General features: G+C 64.4%; 9 protein-coding genes, 1 tRNA gene and 8 pseudogenes. 7 read left to right on the top strand and 11 right to left on the bottom strand.

Features of this window, described 5'->3' with window-relative positions:
- Nucleotides 1-3,581: pseudogene (mfd, locus tag JCM19049_RS01775) on the bottom strand (transcription-repair coupling factor); the annotation flags it as partial.
- Between the two features lie 430 nt (nt 3,582-4,011).
- Between mfd and JCM19049_RS17910 the strand changes: the two are divergent.
- Together JCM19049_RS17910 and nhaA are read left to right on the top strand one after the other, a co-directional pair.
- Nucleotides 4,012-4,302 carry a DUF2505 domain-containing protein gene (locus JCM19049_RS17910; RefSeq protein ID WP_279402236.1) on the top strand — a complete coding sequence of 97 codons (291 nt, stop codon included), beginning with the start codon at nt 4,012-4,014 and terminating at the stop codon, nt 4,300-4,302.
- Nucleotides 4,303-4,501: 199 nt separating this feature from the next.
- Nucleotides 4,502-5,831 (top strand): annotated as a pseudogene (nhaA, locus tag JCM19049_RS01765) (Na+/H+ antiporter NhaA).
- A gap of 134 nt (nt 5,832-5,965) precedes the next feature.
- Here the strand turns inward: nhaA and sufU are convergent.
- The 4 genes and pseudogenes from sufU to JCM19049_RS01745 all read right to left on the bottom strand — a co-directional run bounded on the left by sufU (nt 5,966) and on the right by JCM19049_RS01745 (nt 8,947).
- Entirely contained in the window at nt 5,966-6,421 is a 456-nt protein-coding gene (sufU, locus tag JCM19049_RS01760) for a Fe-S cluster assembly sulfur transfer protein SufU (protein ID WP_054820614.1), read from the bottom strand.
- A pseudogene (locus JCM19049_RS01755) lies at nt 6,422-7,719 on the bottom strand (SufS family cysteine desulfurase).
- 335 nt (nt 7,720-8,054) lie between these two features.
- Nucleotides 8,055-8,633: pseudogene (gene pth, locus JCM19049_RS01750) on the bottom strand (aminoacyl-tRNA hydrolase).
- Nucleotides 8,634-8,662: 29 nt separating this feature from the next.
- A complete protein-coding gene (locus JCM19049_RS01745) occupies nt 8,663-8,947 on the bottom strand; it encodes a 50S ribosomal protein L25 (RefSeq protein ID WP_054820613.1) in 285 nt (94 codons plus the stop codon).
- Between the two features lie 319 nt (nt 8,948-9,266).
- Between JCM19049_RS01745 and JCM19049_RS01740 the strand changes: the two genes are divergently transcribed.
- Nucleotides 9,267-9,698, top strand: a complete 432-nt coding sequence (locus tag JCM19049_RS01740) for a DUF1801 domain-containing protein (RefSeq protein WP_054820612.1) — start codon at nt 9,267-9,269, stop codon at nt 9,696-9,698.
- Nucleotides 9,699-9,785: 87 nt separating this feature from the next.
- On the opposite strand, the pseudogene JCM19049_RS01735 reads toward JCM19049_RS01740, so the two are convergent.
- From JCM19049_RS01735 to JCM19049_RS01725, 3 genes and pseudogenes are all read right to left on the bottom strand, one after another.
- Nucleotides 9,786-10,765, bottom strand: a pseudogene (locus JCM19049_RS01735) (ribose-phosphate diphosphokinase).
- 27 nt (nt 10,766-10,792) lie between these two features.
- Nucleotides 10,793-12,285: pseudogene (gene glmU / locus JCM19049_RS01730) on the bottom strand (bifunctional UDP-N-acetylglucosamine diphosphorylase/glucosamine-1-phosphate N-acetyltransferase GlmU).
- A 122-nt stretch (nt 12,286-12,407) separates the two neighbouring features.
- A tRNA-Gln gene (locus JCM19049_RS01725) sits at nt 12,408-12,479 on the bottom strand.
- A 305-nt stretch (nt 12,480-12,784) separates the two neighbouring features.
- On the opposite strand from JCM19049_RS01725, the pseudogene JCM19049_RS01720 reads away from it, so the two are divergent.
- Nucleotides 12,785-14,568 (top strand): annotated as a pseudogene (locus JCM19049_RS01720) (ABC-F family ATP-binding cassette domain-containing protein).
- Nucleotides 14,569-14,599: 31 nt separating this feature from the next.
- On the opposite strand, the gene JCM19049_RS01715 reads toward JCM19049_RS01720, so the two are convergent.
- On the bottom strand, nt 14,600-15,301 hold the full coding sequence (locus tag JCM19049_RS01715; RefSeq protein ID WP_054820611.1) for a class I SAM-dependent methyltransferase: 702 nt from the start codon (nt 15,299-15,301) through the stop codon (nt 14,600-14,602).
- A 309-nt stretch (nt 15,302-15,610) separates the two neighbouring features.
- Between JCM19049_RS01715 and JCM19049_RS01710 the strand changes: the two genes are divergently transcribed.
- From JCM19049_RS01710 to JCM19049_RS01700, 3 genes are all read left to right on the top strand, one after another.
- On the top strand, nt 15,611-16,366 hold the full coding sequence (locus tag JCM19049_RS01710; RefSeq protein ID WP_279402235.1) for a PIG-L family deacetylase: 756 nt from the start codon (nt 15,611-15,613) through the stop codon (nt 16,364-16,366).
- Between the two features lie 105 nt (nt 16,367-16,471).
- Nucleotides 16,472-17,110, top strand: a complete 639-nt coding sequence (locus tag JCM19049_RS01705) for an aminotransferase class I/II-fold pyridoxal phosphate-dependent enzyme (RefSeq protein WP_054820610.1) — start codon at nt 16,472-16,474, stop codon at nt 17,108-17,110.
- A 104-nt stretch (nt 17,111-17,214) separates the two neighbouring features.
- A complete protein-coding gene (locus tag JCM19049_RS01700) occupies nt 17,215-17,550 on the top strand; it encodes a hypothetical protein (RefSeq protein WP_279402234.1) in 336 nt (111 codons plus the stop codon).
- Between the two features lie 35 nt (nt 17,551-17,585).
- Here the strand turns inward: JCM19049_RS01700 and JCM19049_RS01695 are convergent, their stop codons facing one another.
- A complete protein-coding gene (locus JCM19049_RS01695) occupies nt 17,586-17,810 on the bottom strand; it encodes a hypothetical protein (RefSeq protein ID WP_279402233.1) in 225 nt (74 codons plus the stop codon).
- 280 nt (nt 17,811-18,090) lie between these two features.
- Nucleotides 18,091-18,944 (bottom strand): annotated as a pseudogene (locus tag JCM19049_RS01690) (NAD(P)/FAD-dependent oxidoreductase); the annotation flags it as partial.

The raw sequence follows: 18,944 nt of genomic DNA, 5'->3' as shown, positions 1-18,944 counted from the left end.
TTTTCGAACAGGTTGTAGAGCAGCTGTTCGGCCCAGTCCAGGATCTCCTCGTCGGCCAGCGGGCGTCCGCCCACCGGGGCGGTGCGCGGACGATCGAAGAAGATCGCGTTCAGCGCCGGCTTGTTCGCCGCCCCCGGATACAGCCGCTCCAGGCGCACCTGGCGGGAGGCGGGCAGGTCCTCGATCTTCGCCGGGGCGACCTTCACGTGGTTGCCGATCAGCTGGATGTCGCTCAGGCCCGCTGCCCGGGCCCGGATCCGCAGCCCGGCCACCCGCAACAAGTTCTGCACCGGGGCCGGCATCTTGCCGTAGCGGTCCACCAGCTCCTCCCCCACCTCGGCCAGCGCCTCGGGGGTCTCGGCCGAGGCGATGTTGCGGTACGCCTCCAGGCGCAGCCGTTCGCCGGGCACGTAGTCGTGGGGCAGGTGGGCGTTGACCGGCAGCTCGATCTTCATTTCCGCCGGCTCGGTGTCCCCCTCCCCCTTGTAGTCGGCCACGGCCTCCCCGACTAGGCGCAGGTACAGGTCGAAGCCCACCCCGGCGATGTGCCCGGACTGTTCCCCGCCCAGCAGGTTGCCCGCCCCGCGCAGTTCCAGGTCCTTCATCGCCAGCTGGTAGCCCGAGCCGAGTTCATTGTGCGCCGCGACCGCCTTCAGCCGCTCCAGGGCCACCTCGCCCAGCGGCTTTTCGGCGTCCCACAGGAAGTAGGCGTAGGCCCGTTCCCGGGCCCGGCCCACGCGCCCGCGCAGCTGGTGCAGCTGGGACAGGCCGTAGTTGTTGGCCCGGTCCACGATCAGCGTGTTCGCGTTGGAGATGTCCAGGCCGGTTTCGATGATGGTGGTGGAAACCAGCACATCAAACTTGCGTTCCCAGAAGTCCTGGATGATCCGTTCCAGGCGGGATTCACTCATCTTGCCGTGGGCCACCTCAACCCGCGCCTCGGGCACCAGCTCGCGCAGTTCGGCGGCGACCCGCTCAATCGAGGAAACCCGGTTGTGCACGAAGAACACCTGACCGTCACGCATCAGCTCGCGGCGGATCGCCGCGGAGATCTGCTTGTCGGTGCGTGGACCCACATAGGTGAGCACCGGGTGGCGCTCCTCCGGCGGGGTGGCCAGCGTGGAGGTTTCCCGGATCCCGGTCAGGCTCATCTCCAGGGTGCGCGGGATCGGGGTGGCGCTCATGGCCAGCACATCCACGTTGGTGCGCAGCTTCTTCAGCTCCTCCTTGTGCTCCACGCCGAAGCGCTGCTCCTCGTCGATGATCACCAGGCCAGGTTCTTGAACTCCACGTTCTTGGACAGCAGCCGGTGGGTGCCGATGACGATGTCCACGCTGCCGTCCTTAAGCCCGGCGAGCACCTCCTTGGCTTCCTTGGCGGTCTGGAAGCGCGAGAGCGCCTTCACCCGCACCGGGAATCCGGAGTAGCGTTCGGTGAAGGTCTGGTAGTGCTGGGAAGCCAGCAGCGTGGTGGGCACCAGCAGGGCCACCTGCTTGGAGTCCTGCACCGCCTTGAAGGCGGCGCGCACCGCGATCTCGGTCTTGCCAAAGCCCACGTCCCCGGAGATCAGCCGGTCCATCGGGACCTGCTTTTCCATATCGGCCTTCACCTCGTTGATGGCGGTGAGCTGGTCCGGGGTTTCCACATAGGCGAAGGCCTCCTCCAGCTCCGACTGCCAGGGGGTGTCGGATCCAAAGGCGTGGCCGCGGCTGGCCATGCGCGCCGAGTACAGCTTGATCAGGTCCCCGGCGATCTGCTTGACCGCCTTGCGGGCCTTGGACTTCGTGTTCGACCAGTCCGACCCGCCCATCTTGGACAGGCTGGGTGATTCGGCGCCCACGTAGCGGGTGATGGTGTCCAGCTGGTCCATGGGCACGAACAAGCGGTCGCCGGGGGCGCCGCGCTTGGAGGGGCGTACTCCACCACCAGGTATTCGCGCCTGGCGTCCTTGGAGGACCCGGCGACCCTGCGAGCCACCAGCTCCACGAACTTGCCGATGCCGTGCTGCTCGTGCACGATGTAGTCCCCGGCGACCAGGGACAGCGGGTCCACCGCGTTGCGCTTGCGCTTGGCGGTCATTTTCTTGCCGGCGCGCGGGGCGTAGGCGCTGGAGCGGCCCAGCAGGTCGGCCTCGGTGAGCAGGCCGAACTTCAGCTCATCGAACACGAACCGCGTCCGGCCTGTGCCTGGGTGATCTCAATCAGCCCGGGGTGGGGTCCTGGGAGATCTGCTCCACCCGGTGGGCCGGGATCTGGTATTCGTGGAACAGCTGGGAGAGCCGGGCGGCCGGGCCGGGGCCCTCGGTGGCGACCACCAGGCGCCACTCATCGCGGATCCGGGAGGAGATGAACGCCATCATTTCCTCGATGTCCCCCTGGTAACCGCGCGGTTCGCGGGCGTGCACCCGGATGGTCTCGGCTCCCAGCTCCAGTTCCTCATCGGCGCCAGTGAGGTCACCGCCCACCAGGAGACCTCGGCCGCCGCGGCGTGCTCCACCGTCTCGCTCAACGAGGCGAAGTCGCCCGAGGCCAGCTGGCGCCCGGCCTCCGCGGTGGACAGATCCAGCGGCGCATTGGCCCCATCGGAGGCCGAGGCCCAGGCGGCGGCCAAAAATTCGGCGTTCGTCTCATTCAGGTCGTGGGCCCGGGTGCGCACCGTTCTGGCTCCATGACCAGCGCCACCGAGGAGGCCGGCAGCAGCGAGAGCAGCGGCACCATCTTGTCCACCAGCACCGGGGCGAGGGACTCCATGCCCTCCACGGCGATCCCCCCGGCGATCTTCGTCAGCATTTCGGTGGCTGCGGGGAACTGATCGGCCAGTTTCGCGGCCCGGCTCATCACCTTCGCGGTGATCAGCAGTTCGCGGCAGGGGGTGGCGGTGATGTGCTCCGGCGCCTGGTCGCTCATGGAGCGCTGGTCAGCGATCGAAAAGTAGCGCATGGTGTCGATCTCGTCACCGAAGAAGTCAATGCGCACCGGGTGGTCCAGGGTCGGGGGGAAGACGTCGATGATGCCGCCGCGCACCGCAAACTCCCCGCGGTGGGTCACCATGTCCACCCGGGCGTAGGCCGCCGCGGCCAGGTCCTTGATCACCTGGTCGAACCCGGGTTCGGCCCCCAGCTCCAACTGCACCGGGCGCAGCTGTCCCAGTCCCTGCACCAGCGGCTGCAGGACCGCGCGGATCGGGGCGATGATGACCTTCAGGTTCGGATCGCCGTCATGCAGCCGGCGCAGCACCTCCAGGCGCCGGCCCACGGTGTCGCTGCGCGGGGAGAGCCGTTCGTGCGGCAGGGTTTCCCAGGAGGGGAACTCGGCGACCGAGGCCCGGTCCATGTAGGCGCCCAGCGATTCGGAGACCTCCTCGGCCTCCCGCCCGGTGGCGGTGACAACCAGCACCACCCCCTCATGCTCGGCGGCGACCAGCGCGTCACTGACTTGGGCGCTGAGGATGGCGCGCATCCCGGCGGGCGCGGCGATCTCAATCTCGGTGCTGCGCGTGGAATAGGGTCGGGCGGCGTTCTCGTGGATCCTCTTGAATGACGTCTCGGTGCGCAGGAAATCATGCAGTCCGTGCAGGGTCATGACAGTCAACGGTCCTCTCGCGGCAATTCTGGGTGGGGCATCTCGACGCTGGGCATGTCGGGGGCGGACATGTCGGTGACGGGCATGCGCGCAGCACGACGGGCGGCCTTCGGGGTTCCGGGGGCCGCGCAACAGATCAAATGGTGTTTCGCCATGCCCTCCTAGCCTACCCAACCGGTGCTGGCCGGTAGGCTAGATTGTGATCGATTCACCGGGAACATTAACCGGTGGGTACCCGCAGCGAATAACAAAGGATTGGCAACGCATCCATGGCACTGAACGCTAGCACCCAGATTCCCCACCCGGTTTCCGACATTATCGCCACGCTGACGAACCGCGAGTTCGCCGAGCACCTGACCACCCTGGCCAAGGAACCCTGACCGACTTCTCCGTCCAGGGCGACACCGCTGGCGCTTTTACCCTGATCACCGTGCGCGCGTTGCCCACCGATCGGGTGCCGGACATGGCCAAGAAGTTCGTTGGCTCCTCCGTGGAAGTCACCCAGACCGAGAAGTGGGGCGTCCCGGATGCCTCGGGCAGCCGCACCGCCACGGTGGACATCTCGGTGGGCGGGGTGCCGGTGAGCGTCAGTGGCTCGGAGGCGTTGGACGCGAACGCCGAGGGCACCAATTTCGCCATTGAGGCAAAAGTCTCCTCCTCCATTCCGTTCATTGGCGGCAAGATCGCTTCGGCGGCCGAGCCGTACCTGGGCAAGGCCTGAACATGCAGGCAGCCCAGGTCAACGCCTGGTTGTCGAAGTAAGTCCGTTCTTCCCGCCAGCCCAAGGCCCGGTGACCACGACGTCGGTGGACGCCGGGCTTTGCTTGTGAGCTGCGGCTCAAATCGATACTGTTGTCTTTGGTGTGCCGGGAAGTCTGGTCGGCGGAAAATGTTCATCCAAGTAGTAAGCGAGACCCTTCATGCCCCAAACACCCTCGCCAGGACAGCACCGTCTGTTCTCCCGCCCGAGCTATCCCGAATTCATCCGCATCGGCAAGATCCTGCGCAAGGAAACCGTCGGCGGGATGCTGCTGATCGCCGGTGCGGTTCTGGCCCTGATCTGGGCCAACACCCCCTGGAGCGATTCATACTTCGCGTTGCGCGACTTCCACTTCGGGCCCGAGATCTTCGGCGTGAACCTGGATCTGTCCCTCGGGCACTGGGCGGCCGATGCCTTGCTGGCCATCTTCTTCTTCCTCACCGGGTTGGAGCTGAAGAAGGAATTCGTGATCGGCGACCTGCGGCGTTTCAAGACCGCCGTTGTGCCGGTGACGGCCGCGTTTGGCGGTGTACTGGTCCCGGCCCTGTTCTACACGATCATCAACTTCTCCGCCGGTGAGGAAACCCTGCGCGGCTGGGCGATTCCCACCGCCACCGATATTGCGTTCGCGGTCGCGGTGCTGGCCGTCATCGGTTCGGCCCTGCCCACCGCGCTGCGCATCTTCCTGCTGACCCTGGCCGTGTCGATGACTTGATCGCGATCATGATCATCGCGTTTGTCTTCACCGACGAGCTGAAGCTGAATTACCTGGGCCTGGCCCTGATCCCGATTGCCGCGTTTACCATCCTGGCCTACGCCTTCGGCAAGCTCTTCGCCAACCATGCTTGGGCGGCTTGGCTGCTGTTGCTGCCGTTGGGCGTACTGACTGGATTTTCGTTTTCGGTTCGGGGGTCCACGCCACTATTGCCGGCGTGGTGCTGGGCTTCTGCGTACCGGTCAAGCGCCGCCACCCGGGGCGCGGACGGGGACTGGCCCAAGAGTTCGAGCACCGCTTCCGGCCACTGTCCAGTGGGTTCGCGATCCCGGTGTTCGCCTTCTTCTCCGCCGGCGTCTCGGTGGTGGGCATGGAATCGGCTGGCGAACTGTTCCTGGATCCGGTGTTCTGGGGCATTGTCATCGGCCTGGTGGTCGGCAAGCCGATCGGCATCATGGGTTCGACCTGGGTGCTGACCAAGTTCACCAAGGCTTCCCTGGATGAGGACACCAAGTGGGGCGACCTGCTGGGCGTGACGCTGCTGGCCGGCATCGGTTTCACCGTCTCGCTGCTGGTCTCCGAGCTGTCCTTCGGCCTGCAGTCCCCGCACTACGAGCACGCGAAGGTGGCCATCCTTATCGGGTCGTTTGTCGCCGCGATCCTCGGCGCACTGTGGCTGGTGCCGCGTAACCGCCGCTACCGGGTCATCCACGAACGTGAAACCCGGGACGAAAACAAGGACGGGATCCCGGACGTCTACCAGCAGGACAGCTGATTTGCTCACGCCTCCTGCGGGCGTGAGCCCGGTACGGCAACTATCCTGATGAACACGTCAGCCTTGGAAACCAGTGGTTTCCAAGCTGAAGTGTTCCTCCGGGCACCGCGCCGTTGCTACGGCCTGCCAGCGTGCTATTGGCCGTTGGCGGCCAGCAGGGCGGCCTCTGCGGCCACCCAGGAAAGCATGGCGCATTTGACCCGTGCCGGGAACTTGGAGACCCCCACAAAGGCGGCCGCGTCCTCCAGGGCCTCCTCATCGGGGGTGGCGGTTCCGCGGGAGCGCATCATCTCACGGAAGAGCCCCAGGCGCTCCATGAATTCATCACGGCTCAGCCCGGTGGCCAGCTCGGTGAGCACCGAGGCCGAGGCCATGGAAATCGAGCACCCTTCCCCTTCCCAGCTGATGGTCTGCAGGCCCCCGCCCTCGCCCAGTTCGACACGGACCTTAATCTGGTCCCCGCAGATGGGATTGTGCTGGTGGGATTCGCCGTGCCGGTGGCCCTGGCCGGGCTGCTGCAACGGGGATCCGGTGCGCGTCTTGGCGTGGTCGAGGATGACCTGTTGGTAGAGCTGATCGAGGTCGTTCACTTAGACTCCAAAATACTTTCGAACCGAGCCGGCGGCTTCGATGAGCCGGGCGATGTCTTCTTCGGTGTTGTACAAATAGGTGCTGGCGCGGGTGGTGGCGGTGACACCCAGGGCCCGGTGCAGCGGCTGGGCGCAATGGTGACCCACCCGGACCGCAATGCCCCGCGAGTCCAAGTACTGGCCCACGTCGTGCGGATGCACGCCGGTGACTTCAAATGGGACTGTGCCGATGCGGGGGGCATCGGTGGGACCGAAGACCCGCACGCCTTCAAGGTTCGCCAGGCCCTGCAGCAGCAGCCCTCCCAGGCGCTCTTCCCATTCGGCGATGCGCTGCATGCCGATTTCGTCCAGGTAGCTGGCCGCGGTGGCCAGGCCGTGGGCCTGGGAGATCCGCTGGGTTCCGGCCTCAAAGCGCTGGGGCGAGGGCAGGTATTCGGCGTGTTCCATGTCCACCAGGGTGATCATGGATCCACCGGTGAGGAACGGGGGCATCGCGTCGAGCAGTTCGGCCCGGCCGTAGAGGGCCCCGATGCCTGTGGGGCCGAGCATCTTATGCCCGGAGAAGGCCATGAAATCCACGTCCAGGTTCTTCACGTTCACCGGCAGGTGTGGAACCGATTGGCAGCCGTCGAGCACCGTCAGGGCCCCGACCCGGCGGGCGGCCTGCACGAACTTCGGTACGTCGATCACGGTGCCCAGCACGTTCGAGACGTGGGTGAAGGCGACCACCTTGGTGCGTTCGGTGACCAGCTCGTCCAACAGGTCGTAGCGCAGCACCCCCTGGTCACTGACCGGGACGTAGCGCAGCGTGGCGCCGGTGCGGAAGGCCAGCTCCTGCCACGGGATCAGATTCGCGTGGTGTTCCAGTTCGGTGACCAGGATCTCGTCGCCCGGGCCAAAGGCGAAGCGGCGGGCCTCCGCTCCCCCGCGGCCCAGTGAGGCGTTGGAGAAGGAGTAGGTCAGCAGGTTCAACGCCTCGGTGGCATTCGAGGTCCACACCAGCTCGTTTGGTGCCGCCCCAATGAAGGAGGCGACCGTCGCACGGGCGTTTTCGAAGACGTCGGTGGCCTCCACAGCCAGGCTGTGCGCACCACGGTGCACCGCCGCGTTGGCGGTTTCGTAGAAATGCTGCTCGGCCTCATAGACGCACCGCGGTTTTGGCTGGTGGCCCCGGAGTCCAGGTAGACCAACTCGTGGCCAGAGACCGGTTGATCGAGAATCTGGAAGTCTGCCTTGATCCGCGCGACTTCCTGACTCGTCAATGGCTGCTGCAGGGTCGAAGTGGTGCTACTTGCCAAATGCACGTGTCCCTCCGGTGGTGGTGGTGGCCTCTCCCCGCCCAATGATTAGGGAAAGCGAACATGGGCTAATTATTCCACCTCATCCGCGAACTGACACCTAAGCCGGTCCTTAGTTAGCGGCCCCTGCCCGTTAACGCGAAGACGCCGACAACTGACTCTTGGGGGAGTTAGGCCGTACTTGGGGGAGGCCTGTCAGCTGTCGGCGACTTCATCGGCCTCTCAACCGAAGCCGAATGAGAGAATATAGCCATACTTTTTGGCGCACAACTGGACTATTACTGCTTGGTAGATTGCTTGCGCGTACTCTTAGCAAACGGGGTTGACTAGGTATTTTAGGAGCCGTGGAATTTTAGTTGTGTGCGTTCCAGGCCCTGGGTGATCAGGCTTTCCACCGCGTCGGCCGCACGGTCCAAATGCAGCGGCAGGCTGGCGCGTTCGGTCTTGGAAAAGTCGCGCAGCACCCAGTCCGCGGTCTCCATGCGGCCAGGTGGACGACCTACGCCAACCCGCACGCGCAGGTAGTCTTTGGTGCCCAGTGCCTTGGAGATATCCCGCAGGCCGTTGTGTCCGCCCTCTCCCCCGCCCTGCTTGAGCTTGATCTGCTCGAAGGGGATGTCGACCTCGTCGTGCACGACGATCACGTGGTCGGGGATGACAGAGAAGAACTTCGCCAGTTTGCCCACCGGTTGACCCGATAGGTTCATATAGGTGCCGGGCTTGGCCAGCACGAGGCGTGGCCCGCCGATTCCCATGCGGCCCTGGATGATTTGGGCGCGTGAAGGATGGGATTTGAACTTGCCGCCCACGCGGGAGGCCAGTTCGTCGAGCACCATGTGCCGACATTGTGTCTATTGCCAGCGTAGCCGGGCCCGGGATTCCCGAGCGGCTACCAGCCAGGTCTCATCACTCATGATGATCAGCTATGGGTCTGCTGCGTTGCTTAGGCGGCAACCATCAGGTCGATGTGATCGATGTTGCGGCTCAGCGCGTTGATCTGCAGCTCCTTGACGGTGGTCTTGACTTCCTTGCCATCCACGTTCAGGACCAGCTCAATGGAGCGGTCGCGGACGGCCAGGGTGGTTTCCTGGGCCGGCAGCAGCACGTGCAGCGGCTGGGAGCTTGCGCCGTAGACCACGGCAGGGATCTTGGCATCGCGGCGGGCACGGCGGGCAGCGCCCTTGCCGAAGTCTTCGCGGACGATGGCGTCGAGGTTTACAGAGCTCATGGTGTTCTCCTTCGGTTGTTCAATGCTTCGTTGTCGCCCTCGCGTGGACCAGGGAAGCATCGGCACAAAGCCCACCGAAGTGGTTCTCACCGAGCGTTTCCGGCCTTGTCGATAACGGTCCCGGCTCTTGACAGCCGGTCCCCTCGCCTGGGCACAGTCAATAATTCTAGCAGTGCCTGCGCGCTGGATGAAAACCTGTTGCCGGAAACACACGGCGGGAAGCCCGCCAAGTCGGTGGGCCAGCGCTCCGGCACCGTCCAAAGGGTGCGCGTCATCGCATAGGATGGCGAACAATCAGCTGTTTTTTGGAAGGACGATCATGGCAGGCAAGGAACCGGCAATGTCACCCTCGGATCTGCCCGTCGGGCCGGTTCTGGATCGCGCCAGCGGTCCACGCCGCGCTGAGGCCGAGCAGCTGCTGGAGCTGTTCGGACAGATCAGTGGGCAGGAACCGGTGGTGTGGGCCGGACGCATTATCGGCTTCGGGCAGTACGAGTACCGGTACGCCACCAGCCATGGTGGGCAGGCCCCGTTGCTGGCCTTTGCCCCGGGCGCGAGCCGGCACACCATCTACCTGGTTAGCGACTTTGCCCAGCGGTGGCCGCAGCTGCTGGAACGACTGGGCAAATACAGGGCGAGCAAGGCGTGCCTGTATTTGACCCGGCTTGAGGGTGTGGACCAGGCGGCGCTGCGCGAACTGCTGGAAGCTTCCCTCGCCGCAACCCTGGCCGACCCCTTTGCGGTGAACTGAGCCGGGCCGCCGGGCACCTTCCCAAAGACCGCTGGCCGGCACCCCGGGAGCGGGGGCCGGCCAGCGGTCGTTGAAGTGCAGCTGCGCTTAGGCGCGGCCGTCGAACAGGTTGGTCACCGAACCGTCCTTGAACACTTCGCTGATGGCGCGGGCCAGCAGCGGAGCGATGGACAGCACGGTCAGGTTCTCGAAGCGCTTTTCCTCCGGGATCGGCAGGGTGTTGGTCACCACGACCTCACGGGCACCGCATTCGGCCAGGCGCTGGGAGGCCGGCTCGGAGAACACGGCGTGGGTGGCGGCGATGATGACGTCCTTCGCGCCGGCTTCCTTCAGCACGCGCACCGCCCCGGCGATCGTGCCGCCGGTGTCGATCATGTCGTCAATCAACACCGCGGTGCGGCCCTTGACCTGGCCGACCACGGTCTTGGACTCGGCCTGGTTCGGCATGGTCAGATCGCGGGACTTGTGCACGAACGCCAGCGGGGCGCCGCCCAGGCGTTCGGCCCACTGCTCTGCCACGCGCACGCGTCCGGTGTCCGGGGAAACCACGGTGATCTTGTCATCCTCGACGATGTCGCGGATGTAGTCGGCCAGCAGCGGGAAAGCGAAGAGGTGGTCAACCGGACCGTCGAAGAAGCCCTGGATCTGCGCGGTGTGCAGGTCGCAGGAGATGATGCGGTCCGCGCCGGCGGCTTGAACAGGTCGGCCACCAGGCGGGCCGAGATCGGCTCGCGGCCGCGGCCCTTCTTGTCCTGGCGGGCGTAGGGGTAGAACGGGGCGACCACGGTGATGCGCTGGGCGCTGGCCCGCTTCATCGAGTCGATCATGATCAGCTGTTCCATCAGCCAGTTGTTCAGCGGTGCCGGATAGGACTGCATCAAAAAGACGTCCTTGCCGCGCACCGACTCGTCCGAGCGAACGTAGATCTCACCATTGGCGAAATCGTAGGCGTTCAACGGAAGCAGTTCGGTGTCCAGTGCCTTCGCCACTTCTTCCGCAAGCTGCGGGTGGGCGCGGCCGGTCGCCAAGACCAGCTTCTTGTCGACGTTATGGCTAATTTCACTCATGGGTTTGCTTTCTCGCTCGCTTCGCTATCACGTAGAGGTGGTTTCTGAGGAAATTCCGGGGGATGCCTGGCTACTCGATATCCGAGGTGTCCAGGGCCGCCTTGAAGGCAGCGTCTGCCGAGCGCTGCCCGGGCGCTTGGCCAGGGTCCACCCTTCGGAGTTGCGCTGCGGAGCCACGGACAGTGCCAGGGCACCGGCCGGGACGTTCTTGCGGACGACGGCTCCGGCACCGGTGTACGCGCCGTCCCCGATTTCGACCGGGGCCACGAACACGGTGTTCGAGCTGGTGCGCACGTGCGAACCGATCTTGGTCCGGTGCTTCTTCACGCCGTCGTAGTTTGCGGTGATGTTGCCACACCCGATGTTGGTGTACTCACCGATTTCAGCGTCCCCGGCGTAGCCGAGGTGCGAGAGTTTGGAGCCGCGCCCGATGCTGACGTTCTTCGTCTCATAGAAGGCGCCGATCTTTCCGTCCGAGCCGAGCTCGGTGCCGGGGCGCAGGTAGGTGAACGGGCCGACGGTGGCCCCTTCCCCGATGCGCGAGTCGGTGGCGTCGGTGCGCTTGACGGTGGCGTTCTGGCCGACGACCACGTTGGTCAAGGTGGTGTCCGGACCGATCACCGCGCCGGTGCCGATCATGGTGTTGCCGTGCAGCTGGGTGCCGGGCTTGATGGTTACGTCCTGGCTGAGCACCACGGTGGTGTCGATCCAGGTGGTGGAGGGGTCGATGATGGTCACGCCCTGGCGCATCCAGTGCTCGCACAGCCGCTCGTTGAGCACCTGGCCCAGGCGCTGAACCTGGACGCGGTCGTTGGCGCCCTCGATCTGCCAACGGTCCGAAATCTGAGCGGTGGCCACCCGGCCGCCGCGGTTGCGGGCGATGGCCAGCACGTCGGTCAGGTACATTTCGCCCTGCGCGTTCTCGGTGGTCACTTCCTGCAGCGCGCTGGTGAGCATGGCGGCGTCGAACGCGTAGATGCCGGAATTGATTTCCTTCACCGCCAGTTCCTCGGCGGTCGCATCCTTTTGTTCACGAATCGCGGTGACATCCCCCTGCGCGTCGCGCAGGATTCGGCCGTAGCCGGTGGGGTCATCCAGTTCGGTGGTCAGCACGGTGACCGCGTTGCCCTGGGCTTCGTGGACGGCAACCAGGTCCTTGAGGACTTCGCTGGTCAGCAGCGGCACATCCCCGTAGGTCACCACGACAGTGCCTCCAGGTATCCGTCCACGGCCTGCAGTCCCTGCTGCACGGCGCGGCCGGTGCCAGGCACCTCGTCCTGATCCGCGATGGTCAGCTGCGGGAAGTGGTCCAGGATGTGCGCGGCGACCAGATCACGCTGGTGGCGCACCACGGCGACCAGGTTCTTCGGTTCCAGAGCCGCTGCCGCGTGCAATGCATGGACCACCATGGAGCGACCGGCGATCTCGTGCATGATTTTGGGTTTCGCCGATTTCATTCGGGTACCGGCGCCTGCGGCGAGGACGATGACAGCTACTGGTGCGTTGACCTGATCGCTCAAGTTGTGTTCTCCTGCGATGTCGTTTCAAGCTCTCGTGCCTATATTGAGAAACCCATGGGATAGTCTAGCGCGCGGAATGAACATCGCATGAACGCAGTGGGCAGGGCCGTACTGGCCGTGAGTTCCGCCCCTAGGATTCGAACCTAGAATGCACAGCTCCAAAGGCTGGCGTGTTGCCATTACACCAGGGCGGATCGTGCTCCGGCACCGGCTGCCCGGGTCAAGCACAGTTCATTATTCTGCCATGATCACCGCGCGTAGTGAAATCACAAATCGCCGTGCCCCGCACGGGATTCCTGCGTCTTTAAGCCGAGGGAGCACACGCTTCTCCCCTGCCCGAGTTCCCTTGTTCCCAGACCCCCTTCGCCGCTTACGCCCACACGCGCAGATTGGCCATTCCGGCATTCGCCCCATCCGCAGCCTGTGACAAGCGGCACAGTCTCAATCGCGTCATGGAGGTGGTATTCATGGATTTGGTACCGGTTCGTAGACTGGAGACGTGGCACATTTACTCGGGGGCGAAGCCCTGCATCTGGAATATCCCACCCACACCGTCTTTGATTCGGTAACCATCGGCATTTCCGATGCGACCGCATCGGCGTGGTGGGGCGCAACGGCGACGGCAAGTCCTCGCTGCTGCGCATGCTTGCCGGACGGCTGGAGCCCAACTCGGGCCGGGTCACGCAGCGTTCGGGGCTGCGGGTGGGGTCCTGGATCAGGCCGACACCCTGGACGAGGCCCTCTCAGTGCGCGAATCGGTCGTGGGCAACCAGGCCGAACACGAATGGGCCTCGGACCCCAAGATCCGCGACATCATCGCCGGGCTGGTCTCCGACCTGGAATGGGAAGCGAAGATATCCACGCTCTCCGGCGGTCAGCGTCGCCGGGTGGCACTGGCCGCGCTGTTGGTCGAGGACTGGGACGTGATCATCCTCGACGAGCCGACCAACCACCTGGACGTGGAGGGCATCGCCTGGCTGGCACAGCACCTGAACCACCGCTGGGCCAAGAACACCGGCGGGCTGATGGTGGTCACGCACGACCGCTGGTTCCTGGATGCGGTGTGCACCACCACGTGGGAAGTGCACGACCAGATCGTCGAGCCTTCGAGGGCGGCTACGCGGCCTATGTGCTGCAGCGGGTGGAGCGTGACCGGATTGCAGCGGTGACCGAATCCAAGCGCCAGAACATGATGAAGAAGGAACTGGCCTGGCTGCGCCGCGGCGCCCCGGCCCGCACCTCAAACCAAAGTTCCGCATCGAGGCGGCCAACCAGCTGATCACCGATGTGCCAGAGGTCCGCAACCCGATCGAGCTGAAGAAGATGGCCACCGCCCGGCTCGGCAAGGATGTGGTGGACCTGATCGACACGTCGGTCAGCTTTGACGGCCGGCAAATCCTCAAGCCGTTCACCTGGCGGATCGGTCCGGGCGAACGAACCGGCATCCTGGGCGCCAATGGCGCGGGTAAATCCACCCTGCTGGGCCTGATTGCCGGCACCGTGGAACCCAGCAGCGGGCGAATCAAGCGGGGCAAGACCGTGAAGCTGGCCGTACTGGACCAGCAGTTTCGGGAACTTCAGAAAATTGGCCAGGACAAGGTTCGTGAGGTGCTCTCCCGCTTCAGCACCACTTTTAACGTCGATGGCAAGGATCTGACCCCGGCACAGCTGCTGGAGCGCCTGGGCTTTTCCCGGGCGCACCTGTCCACCAAGGTCGCCGAGCTCTCCGGCGGACAGCGCCGGCGCCTGCAGCTGCTGATGATCCTCATGAACGAACCGAACGTGATGATCCTGGATGAGCCCACCAACGATGTGGATACCGACATGCTCGCCGCCCTGGAAGACCTGCTCGATTCCTGGCCGGGCACCCTGATTGTGGTTTCCCACGACCGCTACCTGTTGGAGCGCGTCACGGATCAGCAGTACGCGATCCTTGAAGGGCACTTCCGCCACGTGCCAGGCGGCGTCGATGAATACCTGCGTTTGCGCGAGGCCCAGGAATCCGGCTCCGGAGCCAAGCCCGAGGCCGGGGCAGCGCAGGTGCCCAAGACCGCTGGCCCCTCGGGTGCCGAGATCCGTGCGGCCCAGAAGGAAATGAACGCCAACGAGCGCAAGGTGGGCCAGCTGAACGAGAAGATCGGCAAGCTGCACGAGAAGATGGCCGCGCACGATCAAAGCGACTATGAGGCCTTGGGAAAGTTCACGGCCGAATTGCGGGAACTGCAGGAGCAGGTCGATGAACTTGAGGAACGCTGGCTGGAACTTTCAGAGATCGTCGGTTGAGCACCGGAGGCGGCTGCTGGCGGCTTTCTCGCTACCCATCGGGACGTAGAACGAAGAAGATGAAACTCAAAAACGCGGTTCGGTCCTTGAACTGAGGCGGAATGATTTCCGCGGGAGCTTCGGGCGAATACCCTGGCTCGCTGAGCACCTCGATTCGAAATCCCGCTTCCGAAAAGGCGTCGGTCATCATGTGCAGCGGGCGGTGCCAGTAAGTGAGCTTCGCGGATTGACCGTCGAAGGTGAGTTCATCGCTGTACCGGGTGAGCTTGAAGTAGTCTTGGCCCGGGCGAGTCCACGGGTAAAGGATTGGGTGATTGACGGATACGATCAACCGCCCATCGGGCCGAAGCACGCGACGAAATTCCCTAAGCGGCGCCACCCAATCTTTCAGGTAATGAAGAACCAGGGATGCCATTACCTCGTCGAATGAATCATCGGAATAGGAAAGTGGCCGGCTAAGGTCTGCAACCGACAAATCTGCCGCCGAACCGAGCCTGCTGCGGGCGAGGTCGATCATGGCTGCGCTGGCATCGAAGCCAACAACATTGGCGCCCCGATTGCGCAGCTCTTCCATGAGGGGGCCAGATCCGCATCCGGCATCCAGTACCTGATGCCCCTCAACGCCTCCGGCAAGTTCAAGCATGGCCGGTCGCTCGTAGTACGCGTTGAGCAGGCTACCCTGGTTTTCCGTGGAATACGCAGCGGCGAAATGGTCATAGTTGGTTTCTTTCATGATCCCTCCGGGTCGAGCACTTCATGAAACGGTAGCTGGTCAGCCGGCAGAGCACTGACCGAACGACGACTTCCACACAGGACGACGGCCAACGCGTTCCTTGCTGTCTTCGGACTAGTCTCAGCAACCTCGGCACGGCTGACACTACCCCAACGGTCCGCAATTCCTGCGTCCCGACGGGCAGCTCGTTAACATGCAGTGCCCCAGAATCGCTATCTTCCCTCCCTGATGGGCCGCTAAAGCAAAGGCCTTGGCCTTGGCCCGGAACCCAAGCAGGACGGCGCCTGTTTCTGGCTTCTGGCGATTTTTTTGAAGTATTGGCAAGTCACCGCTTATCGGGAAGAATCGCGGCATGAGCTAGAACTGTTTGATGAGGACTGGAACCGGGCCCTGGTGCTGATGGCCCACCCCGATGACCCCGAATACGGAACCGCACTGGCGGTCAATCGCTGGACCGGGCAAGGCAAGGAAGTCAGCTACGTGCTGGCGACCTCCGGCGAGGCAGGCATCGAGGGCATCGCACCGGCACAGTCCGGTCCACTGCGTGAAGCTGAACAACAGCGGGCCATCGGACATGTTGGGGTGCAAAACCTCGAATTCCTCGGAATGCCGGATGGCCGCCTGGAATACGGCCTGCAGATGCGACGCAAATTCGCCCAGAAAATCCGGGCCTACCGTCCCGACGTCGTCATCACCCTAAACTTCGATCGGGCCTTTGGTGGAGTGAACCGCAACTCGGCCGACCATCAGGCGGTCGGCCGGGCAGTGCTGGATTCGGTCTCCGATGCCGCGAACTCCTGGATCTTTCCGGACCTGGAGGAACCGGTCTGGACCGGCGTGCGGATGATCGCGGTATTTGCCGACGAGAGCCCCACCCATTATGTTCCGGTCGGCGAGGCCGATATCACCGCCGCGATCGCTGCGCTGTCTGAGCACCGGGAGTACCTCACCCGGCTGAGTGAAGACCCGATTGAGGAACAGGCACGGGCCCAGGTGGTGGATCGGGTGCTGGGCGGCATCGACCCCGCTGCCGGGGGCGAAGTCGCGTTCCGGGTGTACAACTAGGGACGGGGTGGACTGATGACGGAGCATCGGAAGCAGTGGGACCAACGCAGTGTTCAGTCCCTACGATCGGGCGGGTCCCTGAAGTGGACAGGTTTTCCCGACGCCATGGGCGCCTGGGTGGCGGAGATGGATTTTGGTCTGGCTGCGCCAATCCGCACGGCGCTGGAGGAGTATGCCTCCTCCGAACTGACCGGTTATGCTCCCCCGTGGCTGGAACACGAGCTGGCCCGGGCCACCAATGACTACTATTCGACGAACTTCGGTTGGGCCCCTGGCGTACAGAACATCGTGCCGACCGGAGACATGCTGGCCGGGCTGGGCGGCGTGCTGGATTATTTCCTTGATCCCGCGGCGCCGGTGGTGCTGCCCACCCCCGCCTACATGCCGTTCCTGAAGTTCCCGCGTCTGCGCCAGCGGCGGGTCATTGAAGTGCCGATGTTGCGGGATGAGCACGGCTGGCACATGGATCTGGCCGCCATCGACACGGCACTGGCCCCGGCTGGCGGCCTGGTGATTCTGTGCAACCCGCACAACCCCGTTGGGAAAATGTACTCGCGCACCGAGCTGGAGGAGCTCTCGGCCATCGTGGCCCGGCACGACGCACGGGTATTTTCCGATGAAATCCACGCGTCCATCAGCTTTGACGGACGAGATCACCTGCCCTACGCCTCGGTTAACTCGGCCGCGGCGCGCCAGGCGATCACTGCGACCGCGCGTCCAAGACCTTCAACATTCCCGGCCTGAAGTGCGCGCAGCTGATTTTCTCAAATCCGCAAGATCTTGAGCGCTGGCAGGAGTATGGTTTTTTCATCAGCCATGGCGCTTCCCTGCCGGGCATGCGGGCGACCGTGGCGGCCTATGATCATGGTGCTGCCTGGCGCGATGAAGTGCTGCAGTACCTGCAGGGCAACCGTGACCTGCTGGGGCAACTGCTGTCCGAGCAACTGCCGGGCATTGACTGGCTTGCGCCGCAAGGCACCTATCTGGCCTGGCTGAACACCAGCGGGCTCAGCCTGCCGCCCAATGCCCAGCAGTTCACGCTGCAGCAGGCCCAGGTGGCGGTGGTGGACGGTGCGGAGTGCGGTTCCGGCCTGGAGGGTTTTCTCCGCATGAATTTCGCGATGCCCCGTCCGCTGCTGATCCAGACCGTACAGCAGATGGCTGACGCCGTGGCGCGCCGGTAATTCCGGCGCGGGGCGGAGCTGGATTGACAGGGTCGCTACATTCCGTCAACAAGCAGGGTGAGGATGATGGGCATGGGCAGCAGCCCCAGACCCAGGATGGCCGAAGCGGTCGCCCAGGAGTAGTCCCGGCGAGCGAGGCCAAGCAGGCTTCCGACGGACCCGAAGATTGGAGGCAGCAGGAAAACCCAGATCGGGCGTTCCTGGCCGGATCCGGTCCAGTCCACCGACATCAGGGCGACAAGAAGTGCGCCGCCCATCATGACCAGCGTGGGGATTGGATACGGAGTTTGGCGCAAAGCCACGCGCTCTTCCATAGTTCTCCTTAGGCAGGTGTTCGATAGTTTATTACAGGGTTTGCACGGGCCATGATGTCCACTGCAATGGTCGCAAAAAATAACCGATCCCAGAACAATAAATCACTTCAGGTCACAGTACTCGTGATCCTCACAGTTCGCCATCGTTCTTAAGGAGGATAGCGCGAACAAGCTCTCTGCGTTAACTGGGAAGGATCTCAGATGTTCGAATTGCGGATTGAACAGCTCAAGATTTGCCGGTGATGAGATCGGCGATCCGGGCAATCGGCGAGGTGCGTTCACGTCCGGCGGCCTCAGACCGGTCGGCGGCATGATAGGCCGCATATAGTGAGGTGGTGGCGAGCCAGCGCAGCGGCTCGGGTTCCCATCGGCGGGCCTGGCGATCCACCCAGGCAGGTGCACCAGCTCGCTGTCGCGTCCCAGGATCAAGTCGGCCAGGTCCGTCCGGCCAAATTGGTGGCGCTCACCCCCGTACCCACGTATCCCCCAGCCCAGGCCAGCCCGGTGTCCCGGTCCAGGCCCACCGTTGCCGCCCAGTCCCGGGGCACGCCCAGCACCCCGGACCACGCGTGCTCGATGCGTGCCTGGCTGGTGACGGGAAAGAAGCGGCGCAGGATGCCGCTCAATGCCGCGACGGTCGATGACGCGGTGCGCCCATCGAGGTCGGTGCGGGACCCATATTTGTAGGGCACCCCGCGGCCCCCGATGGCGATCCGGTCATCGGCGGTGCGCTGGGCGTACATGTACACGTGCGCGTAGTCCCCCAACACCTCCCCCTTGGACCAGTTCAGCTCATCCCACACCGCTGGCGGCAGCGGCTCGGTCACAATCATTGAGGAGTTCATCGGCAGCCACAGCCGGCGCAGCCGGGCAGGGCGGCGGTGAACCCCTCGGTGGCCCGCACGATGTGTTCGGCTGCGACGCTGCCGTGGCTGGTGTGCAGCAGGTGGGGCAGGATCTCGGTGACCCGGGTGTCTTCGTAGATCTCCACCCCGAGCCGTTCCACCGCCGCGGCCAGTCCGGTCACCAGCTTTGCCGGATGGATCCGCGCCGCATGCGGGTGACACAGTGCCGCCCGGG

This window comes from Arthrobacter sp. JCM 19049, from assembly GCF_001310435.1.
This window is presented reverse-complemented; position numbering and strand designations above follow the sequence as displayed.